The organism is Arcicella gelida, from assembly GCF_034931025.1.
Taxonomy (GTDB): Bacteria; Bacteroidota; Bacteroidia; order Cytophagales; family Spirosomataceae; genus Arcicella; species Arcicella gelida.
This window is the reverse complement of sequence record NZ_JAYGIL010000010.1, coordinates 1-11,553: the sequence shown is the minus strand read 5'-3', so window position 1 is coordinate 11,553 and position 11,553 is coordinate 1. Positions and strand designations below refer to the sequence as shown.

Here is an 11,553-nt window from a genome sequence, read left to right as displayed (position 1 = left end):
CTTTTCGGCTTGTTGACCGCAAGCCGAAAGACAACTCATCGCAAAAATTGCGATGAAAATTTCACTTCGTATAATTCAGTTTTCTGAAGTAATAATAAGACACAGAAAGAATTGCAAACGGTACAAGAGGGGCAATACCTTTTGCCCAACCATCAATAAGAAAATGTGCCAGACTTGCTGAAAGTAAAAGTATTCCAAATCCCACATATGACCATTCTTTAAACATTGCAGGAATGGCAGGAATAAGAATAATTGCTGCACCAACAACTTTTAGAATATCTAATTCTAATCCGAAATAATCCGGGAATTGCATTCTGCGAATGGTTTCCTCTAAGTATTCACGTGGTGCAAAATACGAGGGTAACACAATTAACGCCATTGTAATAATGGTAACTGTCCAATAGATTTTTTTCTCTTTGCTCATCTTTCTTAATTTATTTGATTTGACGTTGCAAAACTATTTATATTTGCTAACCAATGGTAAGCACTAACCTAACAGTTAGCACTCACCTTTAGGTTAGTAATGTAATTTTGAATAATGACAAAGGCAATTAAATGTGATTCTTCGGGCATTCGTGCCATAAAAGATGCAATGGAAACATTAAGTGGAAATTGGAAACTTCCGATATTGTTTTCGTTGTCGGGTGGAGCAAAACGGTTTAAAGAAATTACAAGAGAAGTTGAAGGAATTAGCGATAAAATGTTGAGCAAAGAATTGAAAAACTTGGAAACAAATCATCTTGTTAAGCGGACAGTTTACGAGACCTTTCCACCGACCGTTGAATATGAAATAACCGAACACGCAGAAACATTATTTGAGGTAATGAAAGCATTGCGTGATTGGGGACAAAACCACAGAAAAAAAATAATTGGAAAGTAAAACGGGAAAAACAGCGAGCCGATAATCGCTAAGCTTTCGTGGTGGCTTTAAACCAAACCATGAAAGAATTGGAAAATTACTCATCCCTTGCAGGTTGACAGACCTGCTGACGTTATTCAAATATTAATTTAGAGATGGTAATCAATTATAAAAAAATCGATTTGTTTGGAAAAATATTTATTCAAAAGGTAGCGTTAAAGCCGCCTTTCCGATTTGATTTTCCCGTAAACGAACAAGCCTGTTTTTTATTTGTAAAAGAAGGCGAATTTCAATATCAATTTGATAGTGAACAAAGGAATATTCCTGCCAACTATGCTTTGTTTCTAAATTGTATCAAATCCGGAAAACGAATACAAAACGCAAATTCAGAAAATGTTTGTGAAATCGTAATTGTTACTTTCCACCCAGAGATTTTAAAGCAAGTTTATAACCGTGAATTGCCATCACTGCTTCAGGTACCCAAAAACATTATTTCAAATAAATCCAGCGAAAAAATTAACAATGATTTTTTAATTCAAAAATACATTGAAGGACTTTTATTTTACTTTGAAAACCCGTCTTTGGTAAATGAGGATATTTTGATTTTGAAATTAAAGGAAATTATACTCTTACTTTCCCAAACAAAAAATGCCGAATCAGTTCAAGTAATATTATCACAACTTTTTTCGCCAACAACTTACACTTTCAAACAGATAATTGAAGTAAACTTATTTTCACAGCTGACACTTGAAGAGTTGGCAGACCAAACTAATTTAAGCTTGTCATCATTCAAAAGAGAATTTTCGAAACTTTATAATGATACGCCTGCCAATTATATCAAGACAAAAAAGCTTGAAAAGGCAGCTAAATTATTATTGGCATCAAACGAACGTATTAGCGACATTGCCTTTACTTGTGGCTTTAATGACTTAGCAAACTTTACCAAAAGTTTCGGAGAAAAATACAACATGGCACCGACCAATTATCGTCTGAGCCAAATTGCCAAATAGTTGACCTAATTCGCAAAATCATTCCTATTTTTTCATCGCACATTTGTAATGTTAATTCAAATCAAAAATAAAAAATGGGACTTTCTAATTTAGGTATTTTTCATACCATCATTGGCATTATTGCCATCATTGCTGCAATTATTTCATTCAGAAAAAACGGAAAAATAGGTTTAGAGCAACCTTCAGGCAAAATTTATTTTTACGGAACCATCGTTACGTCACTTACATCATTGGGTTTATTAAAACACGGTTTTAATCCTGGTCATATTTTTGCCTTATTTATTGTGGCTTTGGTGGCCGGAGCTTATTTTTTACACAGCAAAAAACAGGGAAACAACAAAAGCCGATATTTTGAGAATTTCCTTCTTTCGTTTAGTTTTTTCTTGTCGTGGGTTCCTACTATTAACGAAACTTTTACCCGTGTCCCAATCGGACATCCTTTGGCAAAAGCACCAACAGACCCTGTTATCGGAATAACACTTCTTGTATTCTTATTGCTATTTATTGTTGGTTCTGTTTACCAGTTTCGTCATCAACGGAAAATTAATAATGCCATCAATAGCTAATTCACAAAAGCAACAGCCATCAATAACTAAGGTACCTTAACGAAAAACAATCAAATTTTAGATTATTTTTTAATAATGTTCTCAAACGAGTCGTAGGTTATTTCCTACGACTCAAAATGTTAAAGAGCGTCATGCACGTAAAATGTATCAGGGATAAATATTCCTTTTGCCTTGCAACGGTTTAATATATTCAATTAGCCTTTTCGAGGGTAGGAATCTTTCTTGTTTTGGGTCTTAGGAAATCCTAAGACTAGTTTGGGCTTGATACGTCAGGATTTAAAAAGGGATGATTTTAGAACGAAAATAGCACTATATCAAAGCCAAGCCTTGACTTTGTTTTCCCCGCAGGCATATTAAGTCTTTCTTGATTCAGCTCTATCTCAAACTTCATCCCAGAGGTTTTCTAAGGTGTAGCCACTGCCCTCTAAGCACCAAAAATCACCCTTAATATATCGATAATGTTGATCTAATTGATTGATTTTCTCCATTTCTAAAAGGGTAAGTTCAATATTAGCCGCTTCCAAATTTTCTTTTAACCTTTGTGGATTTACGGATTTTGGAATGACCGATGTGCCTCTATTGATTGCCCAAGCGAGCATAATTTGTGCGGGTGTATTTCCTTTTTCTTGGGCAATATCTATAATTGTTTTATTTTCAAACAACTTGGGTTCACCTGCTGAAATCCTATTGATGGGTCTATCTGACGAACCAAGAGGGCAAAAACCCGTGAGGATGATGTTGTTGGCATTGGCAAAATCTACAATTTTATTTTGTTGAAGAAATGGATGCAGTTCTAATTGTAGGGCTTCTGGACAAACGCCTGTTTCACTGATTAATTCATTGATTTTTTTAATGCTAAAATTTGAAACACCGATATGCTTGGTCAAATTATTTTCTTTTAAAGCAATCATCCCCTGCCAAGTTTCCGTCAAAGGAATGTGTTTCAAGTCAATCATCTCACTTCCGTCTTGTGGATAGTTTACGCTGTTTAAGAGTGCTATTGGCCAATGAATTAAGTATAAATCTAAATATTCAAGTTTCAAACTATCCAATGTTATTTCAATAGTTGGCTGAATATCAACTTTTTTATGGCGATTATTCCATAGTTTTGAGGTAATCCAAAGCTCATTTCTGGTTACTTCTCTATTATTGATTGCATCTGAAATTGCCTGTCCTATTTCTTGTTCATTACCATAGATTAAAGCACAATCAAAATGGCGATAACCAATTTCGATGGCTTTTCTAACGGTTTGATAAATCTCACCTTTGGCTGATTTCCAAGTACCTAAACCCAACATTGGGATGCTGTCATTATTACTAAATTGAAGATATTTCATGAATTTTTCTTATAAATTTGATTATTTGTGAATGCAGTTTTCAGTAGGCTTACCGAACTACAAATCACTCAGCCTTTACGTATTTCCTCCAATTATGCTGTTCTTTGAATCCAAGTACTTCTCGGATTTTCCGATTAGAAAATAAGGCTTCGTGTTCGCCTAATTCACGAGTAATGGGTACGTTGGGGAAAAACTTTTCGGCTAATTCTTTACTTGGAATAATAGCACCGTTGTGGTCATTTCCAGCATTGAAAATCTGAAAGCCAAGCCCGTCTTTCTGTAAACATAAATTTACAATTTGTCCTAAGTCACGGGCATCTATATAACAAAAAGCATTTCTGCGACGAACTTCAGGATTTTTAAAATAATGCGGGAATAATTCTGCGTATTCATGAGGTTCAATCACATTTCCGATTCGGAGTGCATAAATATCAATACCTGAACGTCGCTGGAAACTCTGTGCCGTTTTTTCATTCACAACTTTTGATAATCCGTAACTATCCATTGGGTCCACATCATAATCTTCTTCAAGGGGTAATGATTTCGGGTCAGTTTGTCCATCTGAAAAACAGATGCCATAAGTGGTTTCCGAAGAAGCAATAACAATCTTTTTAATACCCAGTTTAACAGCTGCTTCAATCACATTATACGTCCCAATTGTGTTCACTCGAAAGGTTTCATTATCTGGTTTAATCAAAATTCTGGGAACTGCGGCAAAATGTACTACTGCATCAAATTTTGGTACGCCATTGCCACCTTCCAATTCACCTAAGCCAATGTAAGAACTCATGGCATTAAACATTTGTCCAGCATCTGTAATATCAGCTATTAGATTTTCAACCCCAACAAGGCTCAAAGGTGTTATATCCACATTCAGTACCTTGTGCCCTTGTTCTAGCAGATACGCAATTACGTACTTTCCTGCTTTTCCCGAACCACCCGTAAAAAGAATTCTCATTTTCTTATTTGTTTATTGAATTTATAAGGGTTTTACTTGTTACTAACCCCAGCAGTTCAAAGTCTAAAGACTTGGAACAAATAATATGCAATCTCAGACTGCAACCTTGCTTGGCGTAGTCTTATTGAAAAATACTATGGCAAGCAGGAGTATTGCTTGAAAATTCGTCAATTTGTGGATATTTTGTGCTGAATTTACCATTATATTTTTTCTATTTTCTAATCAAATATACAACCTCTTTGAGGTTATTTGCCTTCAACAATCAAAATCTCTTCATCGGTCAATTTCTGCTTCTAATTCACTGGTATTGGCTTTTGAATCTTCTTTTTTAGTGCTAAAATTTGATTTACTTTTTCAATGAATGGGATTTGAAACGTTTCATAACTCTCCTTTATCCAACCTTTTTTCAAGCTGTGGTTGATATTTAGATAAATGTTGGAAAACAGCAGGAAAATATATTTCATCGAAAACACGGTTAATTCTTATTTGTTTTGCCCTTGTTCACCCTTTTTATACTTATTCAATCATAACTTTGGTCGTAGCGTCACACAAAAAACGATTTTTGTATAAAAGCCAAACAACCGATAGTTTTATATTTGAAAGTAAATTGTGTTTGTAATTTATTAATAATTCATTAAAACTGGTAGTAGGAGAGGTGTTTTCTACACTCTAGAATGTTAAAGAGTGTGATGCTTTTCCTTGTTTTAGGTTTTAGAAAATCATAAGACTAGTTTGGGAACAATACAAAAAGTACTACAAAACGTTTACATATTTTTGAGTTGTGTGCAAACCAAAAAAGAAATTTCGTTCCCCTACAAGCGAAAAGATATTCAAGGCGAAGTCTTTTACTGCCTACTTCATCACAAAAGCTAACCTTACAAAAAGAGCTGCAATCGCCAACACATGGCAGTTATTCCTGCAATTCAAGCAGATAAAATTCCACCCATCTAAAGAAGAATTAACCCATGATTTATTTGTAAGTTTGCTTTTTAGCATTGTAACACTTTTTGAATAAATGTAATACAAAAAATAGAAAGATGAAGACTACAATAGATTTAAAGCAAATAGATACCTTACGAAACCTGCCTGATATGATTCCTGTTTTGAGGGATTTTTATGAAGACTGGACAGTGAAAGTGTTTAATCGCAAGTATCACGAATGCAGAAATTATTTGTCGCCCAACAGGCGTGAATTTTACAAAGTATTATTCATCTCAAAAGGTTCAGGCGTTTTTACAATGGGGCTTAACACCTACTACATTGACGAACCTACTATATTGTATATCCATCCTAATGATATTATTTCATGGAAAAATCTCTCCGATGAACCAGCAGGATATTATGTGCTGTTCAAAAAAGGGTTCATAAATAGCTTTCCAAATCTAAAATCTACTATCGACAAATTTGCTCTCTATACCGACAAATCAAAAAGTGTAATTCGTTTGAGTGAATCTGAAGTGCCTGTTATCAATAATCTATTTATCAAAATGCAGGAAGAAGAAGATACCAATGGAACTTACAAGGAAGATTCATTACAGGCTTATATTCAGCTATTAATGGTAGAGAGTATGAAAGTGGGGAAATACCCCAAGCCCGATGCTGTTACTGAGGAATTTTCGCACATACACCACTTCTTCAACTTGTTGGAAAAAGAAACCTCAAACATTAATTACAATTCCCCAATACGCATAAGGACAGCTAAAGAATTTGCAGCTGACTTAGCTATTCATCCAAATTACCTGAATGAATTGTTAAAAAAGCACACAGGACAAAATGCCAGTATTCATATTCGCAACAGACTTTTGGATGAAGCCAAAGCTTTACTTCTTCAAACAGACTGGAACTTGAATAATATTAGTTACAGCATGGGATTTTCTGACCAACCAAATTTTTCTTTTTTCTTCAAAAAAAATACAGGACTTACTCCTGTAGAGTTTAGGAAATCGTTTCTTTCTGCTAGAGCATCAGCGTAGCTCAAAATAAATTCACATTCATATTTCATAAAATGTTGCTAATTAATAGCAGCATTTTTTTTTGCTCCATACTCATCTTTGATATTCATAATAGCCCCTTTGTCTTTCCTATCATAGAGGGCAGCAACCTGTAGCATCTTTGTATCATCAAAAACAAATAAAAATAACCATAAACAAATTAAACAAAATGGAAAACGTAACAATCAAAATTCCTGCAAAAAACACAGAAAGTGTTTTTAAAAATATGAGAGGTGCACACGTAGCTCTCAGAGTTCCTAACTACGAGCAAACCAAAAACTGGTACATGGAAAAATTAGATTTCCGTTTACTGCATGAATGGCCATTTGGCGATTTACAACTGGCTTATTTAGCACCAGCCAACGATGACAATTTCTGGATTGAATTATTAGCAGGCGGTAATCCAGAGCCAAAAGCCAACTATGCCGACCTAAACGAAAGCCTTCACCCAAGCGGTTACCACCACATTTGTATGGATGTAAAAAGCGTAGATGAAACGCTTGCTGAATTAAGCAAACGTGGTGTAACTGTTCTCGGCGAACCTTTTGATTTACCTGTAATTGGCAAACGCCTTGGCTTCTTCTCTGACCTTTGGGGGAATGTAATTGAACTCGCAGAGGTGATTTAATAAAACAAAAAAATCAATCAACAAAACAAACTACGAAAAATGGAAACGACACAAATACAAGCATCAAGAGCTATCAATCAAGCGGTTGAAAAAGCTATGCAACTTGATGTTAATGCAAACATATCTATCCTTGATTCATTTGGACATTTAAAAAGTTTTTTAAGAATGGACAATGCCTACCTTGGTTCAATTGATGTAGCTATGGGAAAAGCAAAAACAGCCATGCTATTCCGTATGAACTCGGAAGCTGTTGGCGAATTTTTAAATCCTGAAAACAAAACTTATGGCTTGGTAAATACAAGTGGTGGCCTAGTTGGATTTAAAGGAGGAATGCCTATCAAATCACAGGGAAGTATAGTTGGATACATTGGAGTTTCTGGCGGAAGCCCTGACCAAGACTTTGAAATTGCATCAGCAGGCAGCAACATTTAATACTCAATAAAAAATCAATAAACAATAAAAATCTAAAAAAATGGAAAATACAAAAACAATTTTGATTACTGGAGCAGGCTCTGGATTCGGAGAAGGAACAGCTATTGGTTTAGCTCAATTAGGTCATAAAATTATTGCAGGTGTACAAATCTCTCCACAGGTTACTGCACTTCGCCAAAAGGTAGAAGAACTTGGCTTGCAAAACAACATTGAGGTTATCAAACTCGACATACTTGATAAATACGATGTTAGAGTTGCATTGAAATACGATATTGATGTATTGTTTAGCAATGCTGGTATTGGTGAAAGTGGTCCTGTGTTTGAAATTCCGTTAGACCTTGTAAGAAATAATTACGAAACCAATGTGTTTGCACCATTAGACCTTGCCCAACAATTTATCACCAAATGGATTAACGCTGGTAAAAAAGGCAAAATAGTTTTCACCTCGTCAATGGGTGGTCTATTTACACCTTCTGGTTATGGTATCTATGTTTCAACCAAACACGCCTTGGAAGCAGTTGCTGAAGCTTTGGCGGATGAGTTAAAGCCTTATAACATCAAAGTGCAAACCATTAATCCTGGTGCTTACTTGACAGGCTACAATGAAACAATGGCAGAAAATGCTTTCCGTTGGTTGGATGATGATAAAAACTTCACCAAACGTGCCGACATGAAAGCCAATTTTGATTCTCTATTGGGTACTCCCGAAGGAAGACTTGACCCTAAAGAAATGATTGATGCCATGATTAAAATCGTTCCTTCTGATACTGGTAAGTTCCGTAATGTCGTGCCACAGTTTGTAGAAGATATGCTTAAAGACCATCAAGTAAAAGCGTGGGAAAATACAATCTAAAAATTTTCAAAAAACTTGTAATGAAGTCAGAAAAATGCTCTGACTTCATTACAAGTAGTCAAAATTAAGTCTATTGAAAATTTAAAATCTTACAAAAAATGGAAAATTCAAATAATAAAGTTTGGTTAATTACTGGTTGTTCAACTGGCTTTGGACGTGCTTTCGCAACTACGGCATTGCGTGCTGGATATTTGGTTGCAGTTGCTTCTCGTAAAACAAGCGACATTCAAGATATTGTTGACGCTTATCCCAACACAGCATTAGCAGTAAAATTAGATGTAACAAATACTAATGAAATTAAAGCCGCTGTAAGAGCAACACTTGACCATTTCGGAAAAATTGATGTATTACTAAACAATGCTGGGATAGGTTATTTCGGTGCAATTGAAGAAAGCGATGATGCGGAAACCCGTAGAATGTTTGAAATAAATTTCTTTGGATTGGCTAATCTTACAAAAGAGGTTCTTCCTCTCATGCGGTCTCAAAAAAGTGGACATATTATCAATGTTGCTTCTATTGGTGGGATAGCTTCTTATCCTGCATTGGGCTATTATCATGCTACAAAATACGCCGTGGATGGATTTTCTGAGTCACTATCCAAAGAGGTAGGGCATCTTGGAATCAAAGTAACCATTGTTGCCCCAGGTGCATTCCGTACCGATTGGGCTGGACGTTCTGCCAATGAAACTCCCGGTAAGATTTCAGATTATGCTGAAACTGCCGAAATAACAAAAGTATGGTTGCGTAACAAAGATGGCAATCAACCTGGAAACCCTGTAAAAGCAGCCGAGGCTATTATCAAAGTAGTTGAATGTCCGAATCCCCCATTGAGATTATTATTAGGACATGATGCAATGGAAGCCGCAAGAGCAAAGTTGGTTTTGCTTACAAAAGACTTTGATGAATGGGAATCAACAACGTTAAATGTAAATTTTTAATCTCAAAAATGAAAACAATTCTTATAATTGGTGCAGGCACAGGGCTAAGTCTTGGTGTAGCACGAAAGTTTGGAAAGCAAGGGTTTAAAGTTGGGCTAATCAGTCGTAGCAAAAAAAATCTTGAAAAATTAGCAGAAACACTAAAAGCAGAAAACATACAGAGTTATTATGCCGATGCTGATGTTGGCAATACAGAATCCTTAAAGGAAGCAATCTCAAAATTGCGAAATGATATGGGCAGTTTCGACATCTTGTTTTACAACGTAGCCGATGTAAAAGCCAAAGACATTCTTGAAGAAACTTCTGCGTCGCTTATTGATGACTTTAGCAAAAATGTTGCGGCTGCTTTAGATGCTTACCTTATACTGCAAAATGATTTAAAAGAAAAGCGAGGGGCATTTTTAATATCGGGTGGTGGCTTTGCTTTATTTCCATCGGCTGATTATGGTTCGCTTTCTATTGGTAAAGCAGGCATTAGAAGTTTGGCTTTACAGCTTCACGAGAGGTTAAAACCTGACAACATTTATGTTGGGCTTCTCACTATTGCTAATATTATTGCCGAATCAAGCCCTACACACTCACCGACGGTTCTGGCTGATAAATTTTGGCAACTCTATCAGGATAGAACTACTGCCGAGGAACAACAATAATTTTAAAATTTAACAACATTCAAATAAAATGAAAAATAAAATAAGCTTGTTGATAGCATTTGGTCTATTGACACTCACGACGAGTGCTTTTGCACAACATCAAGAAAATACAGGCTTTAATATGCCTGCCTTAAATCCTAAAAGTAAACTTGCTGATATTTCGGGCAATCACATTGGCATTCGTGTACCAAATTATGATTTAGCTATTAAGTGGTGGACTGAAAAAATGGATTTCAGAATCATCCATCAGTGGCCCTATGCCGACGAAAAGCTGGCATACTTAGCCCCCCCAAATGATAACAGTTTTTGGGTAGAGATACTGGCAGAAGGCAAATTGGAGGCACAAAAGAATTATACTGATTTAGGCGAAAGTCTGTCAAAGCCAGGGTATCATCATATTTGTATGCACGTGAAAAATTTAGATGCAACATTAGCAGAGTTAAAAAAACGGGGAGTAACAACTGTCGGAGAACCATTCTATTTAGAAACGATTACCCGTAAACTGGCCTTCATTGCTGACCCTTGGGGTAATTTGATTGAACTTTCAGAAGTTGTTTTTAAATAATAAAAAAATGAAAACACTAAGCATAATTGTATCACTACTCTTCGTAACTCAATTTTCAATGGCACAACAAAATAGTTTACAACAGGATAGTAATAGGCAATTGATAAAGGAAGGGTTTGAAAAATGGGCAAATGGCAGTGGAAGTTTTTTTGATTTATTAGCTGAAGATGTACATTGGACTATATCGGGAAGCTCCTATCTATCCAAGACATATACTTCAAAAAAACAGCTAATAGATGAAGTACTTAACCCGTTAAATGACCGCCTTTCTCAAAAAATCATTCCAACAATAAGAGAAATATTTGTAGATAACAATACAGTAATTGCTATTTGGGATGGCAAGGCAACTGCACTTGATGGAAAACCATACAATGTTAGCTATGCTTGGTTTATGGAAATACAACATGGAAAAATAGTTAAAGTAACTGCGTTTCTGGATACGCTGGACTTAGAAGAAATATTCAAACGGGTAAAAGTTGCTAAAAAATAACTGCAAAATGAAAACTTAAATTTATTATCTAGCTTTAGTTTGTTATCTCTATAATCAGTTTTTAAATTATCATTGGTACTTGACGAGCGAAATAATAACTCTACTAGTACTTCTGCAAGCCCAGTCCTTTAGTGGCAATGCTAGAGCGACTGTTCTCTGTCTTGTCCTAAAATAAGTTGACAGTTTCGGTTAAGTTATCGAAATTAGTTATAAACTTTAAAGTAATGGGACAAAGAAGATTAAAAAGCGAAAAAATTGTCAATGAGTCATTTAAAC

At 35.4% G+C, this 11,553-nt stretch carries 14 protein-coding genes; 11 read left to right on the top strand and 3 right to left on the bottom strand.

The features are described from left to right. Positions 1–61 precede the first annotated feature (61 nt). On the bottom strand, positions 62–424 hold the full coding sequence (locus VB776_RS09780; protein WP_323328484.1) for a DoxX family protein: 363 nt from the start codon (positions 422–424) through the stop codon (positions 62–64). Between the two features lie 114 nt (positions 425–538). On the opposite strand from VB776_RS09780, the gene VB776_RS09775 reads away from it, so the two are divergent. The 3 genes from VB776_RS09775 to VB776_RS09765 all read left to right on the top strand — a co-directional run bounded on the left by VB776_RS09775 (position 539) and on the right by VB776_RS09765 (position 2,435). Continuing rightward, the gene (locus tag VB776_RS09775; protein ID WP_323328482.1) at positions 539–880 is read left to right on the top strand and encodes a winged helix-turn-helix transcriptional regulator; all 342 of its coding nucleotides are present in this window, start codon (positions 539–541) and stop codon (positions 878–880) included. Positions 881–1,014: 134 nt separating this feature from the next. Further along, entirely contained in the window at positions 1,015–1,869 is an 855-nt protein-coding gene (locus VB776_RS09770) for a helix-turn-helix domain-containing protein (protein WP_323328480.1), read from the top strand. 74 nt (positions 1,870–1,943) lie between these two features. Continuing rightward, positions 1,944–2,435: a hypothetical protein gene (locus VB776_RS09765; RefSeq protein WP_323328478.1), complete on the top strand. Its 492-nt coding sequence runs from the start codon at positions 1,944–1,946 to the stop codon at positions 2,433–2,435. A 380-nt stretch (positions 2,436–2,815) separates the two neighbouring features. Here the strand turns inward: VB776_RS09765 and VB776_RS09760 are convergent, their stop codons facing one another. Both VB776_RS09760 and VB776_RS09755 read right to left on the bottom strand, forming a co-directional pair. Next, entirely contained in the window at positions 2,816–3,772 is a 957-nt protein-coding gene (locus tag VB776_RS09760) for an aldo/keto reductase (RefSeq protein WP_323328476.1), read from the bottom strand. A 64-nt stretch (positions 3,773–3,836) separates the two neighbouring features. Further along, positions 3,837–4,730: an NAD-dependent epimerase/dehydratase family protein gene (locus VB776_RS09755; RefSeq protein WP_323328474.1), complete on the bottom strand. Its 894-nt coding sequence runs from the start codon at positions 4,728–4,730 to the stop codon at positions 3,837–3,839. Positions 4,731–5,767: 1,037 nt separating this feature from the next. On the opposite strand from VB776_RS09755, the gene VB776_RS09750 reads away from it, so the two are divergent. From VB776_RS09750 to VB776_RS09715, 8 genes are all read left to right on the top strand, one after another. Further along, a complete protein-coding gene (locus tag VB776_RS09750; protein ID WP_323328472.1) occupies positions 5,768–6,703 on the top strand; it encodes an AraC family transcriptional regulator in 936 nt (311 codons plus the stop codon). Positions 6,704–6,890: 187 nt separating this feature from the next. Further along, entirely contained in the window at positions 6,891–7,349 is a 459-nt protein-coding gene (locus VB776_RS09745) for a VOC family protein (protein WP_323328470.1), read from the top strand. A 39-nt stretch (positions 7,350–7,388) separates the two neighbouring features. Next, complete coding sequence (locus VB776_RS09740; RefSeq protein WP_323328468.1) at positions 7,389–7,781, top strand: GlcG/HbpS family heme-binding protein; 393 nt, start codon at positions 7,389–7,391, stop codon at positions 7,779–7,781. Between the two features lie 40 nt (positions 7,782–7,821). After that, positions 7,822–8,634: an SDR family oxidoreductase gene (locus VB776_RS09735; protein WP_323328466.1), complete on the top strand. Its 813-nt coding sequence runs from the start codon at positions 7,822–7,824 to the stop codon at positions 8,632–8,634. Between the two features lie 98 nt (positions 8,635–8,732). After that, a complete protein-coding gene (locus tag VB776_RS09730; protein ID WP_323328465.1) occupies positions 8,733–9,572 on the top strand; it encodes an oxidoreductase in 840 nt (279 codons plus the stop codon). A gap of 8 nt (positions 9,573–9,580) precedes the next feature. Then, positions 9,581–10,222 (top strand): SDR family NAD(P)-dependent oxidoreductase, encoded by a 642-nt coding sequence (locus VB776_RS09725; RefSeq protein WP_323328464.1) that lies wholly within the window; start codon positions 9,581–9,583, stop codon positions 10,220–10,222. 28 nt (positions 10,223–10,250) lie between these two features. After that, positions 10,251–10,787 (top strand): VOC family protein, encoded by a 537-nt coding sequence (locus VB776_RS09720; protein ID WP_323328463.1) that lies wholly within the window; start codon positions 10,251–10,253, stop codon positions 10,785–10,787. Positions 10,788–10,794: 7 nt separating this feature from the next. Continuing rightward, positions 10,795–11,277: a nuclear transport factor 2 family protein gene (locus tag VB776_RS09715; protein ID WP_323328461.1), complete on the top strand. Its 483-nt coding sequence runs from the start codon at positions 10,795–10,797 to the stop codon at positions 11,275–11,277. The last annotated feature ends 276 nt before the right edge of the window (positions 11,278–11,553 follow it).

Bases quoted from the DNA above. Each gene is read 5' to 3' on its own strand.
- VB776_RS09780 (WP_323328484.1), bottom strand. From the start codon at position 424: ATGAGCAAAGAGAAAAAAATCTATTGGACAGTTACCATTATTACAATG.
- VB776_RS09760 (WP_323328476.1), bottom strand. From the start codon at position 3,772: ATGAAATATCTTCAATTTAGTAATAATGACAGCATCCCAATGTTGGGT.
- VB776_RS09715 (WP_323328461.1), top strand. From the start codon at position 10,795: ATGAAAACACTAAGCATAATTGTATCACTACTCTTCGTAACTCAATTT.
- VB776_RS09720 (WP_323328463.1), top strand. From the start codon at position 10,251: ATGAAAAATAAAATAAGCTTGTTGATAGCATTTGGTCTATTGACACTC.
- VB776_RS09740 (WP_323328468.1), top strand. From the start codon at position 7,389: ATGGAAACGACACAAATACAAGCATCAAGAGCTATCAATCAAGCGGTT.
- VB776_RS09765 (WP_323328478.1), top strand. From the start codon at position 1,944: ATGGGACTTTCTAATTTAGGTATTTTTCATACCATCATTGGCATTATT.
- VB776_RS09770 (WP_323328480.1), top strand. From the start codon at position 1,015: ATGGTAATCAATTATAAAAAAATCGATTTGTTTGGAAAAATATTTATT.
- VB776_RS09730 (WP_323328465.1), top strand. From the start codon at position 8,733: ATGGAAAATTCAAATAATAAAGTTTGGTTAATTACTGGTTGTTCAACT.
- VB776_RS09755 (WP_323328474.1), bottom strand. From the start codon at position 4,730: ATGAGAATTCTTTTTACGGGTGGTTCGGGAAAAGCAGGAAAGTACGTA.
- VB776_RS09750 (WP_323328472.1), top strand. From the start codon at position 5,768: ATGAAGACTACAATAGATTTAAAGCAAATAGATACCTTACGAAACCTG.
- VB776_RS09735 (WP_323328466.1), top strand. From the start codon at position 7,822: ATGGAAAATACAAAAACAATTTTGATTACTGGAGCAGGCTCTGGATTC.
- VB776_RS09775 (WP_323328482.1), top strand. From the start codon at position 539: ATGACAAAGGCAATTAAATGTGATTCTTCGGGCATTCGTGCCATAAAA.
- VB776_RS09745 (WP_323328470.1), top strand. From the start codon at position 6,891: ATGGAAAACGTAACAATCAAAATTCCTGCAAAAAACACAGAAAGTGTT.
- VB776_RS09725 (WP_323328464.1), top strand. From the start codon at position 9,581: ATGAAAACAATTCTTATAATTGGTGCAGGCACAGGGCTAAGTCTTGGT.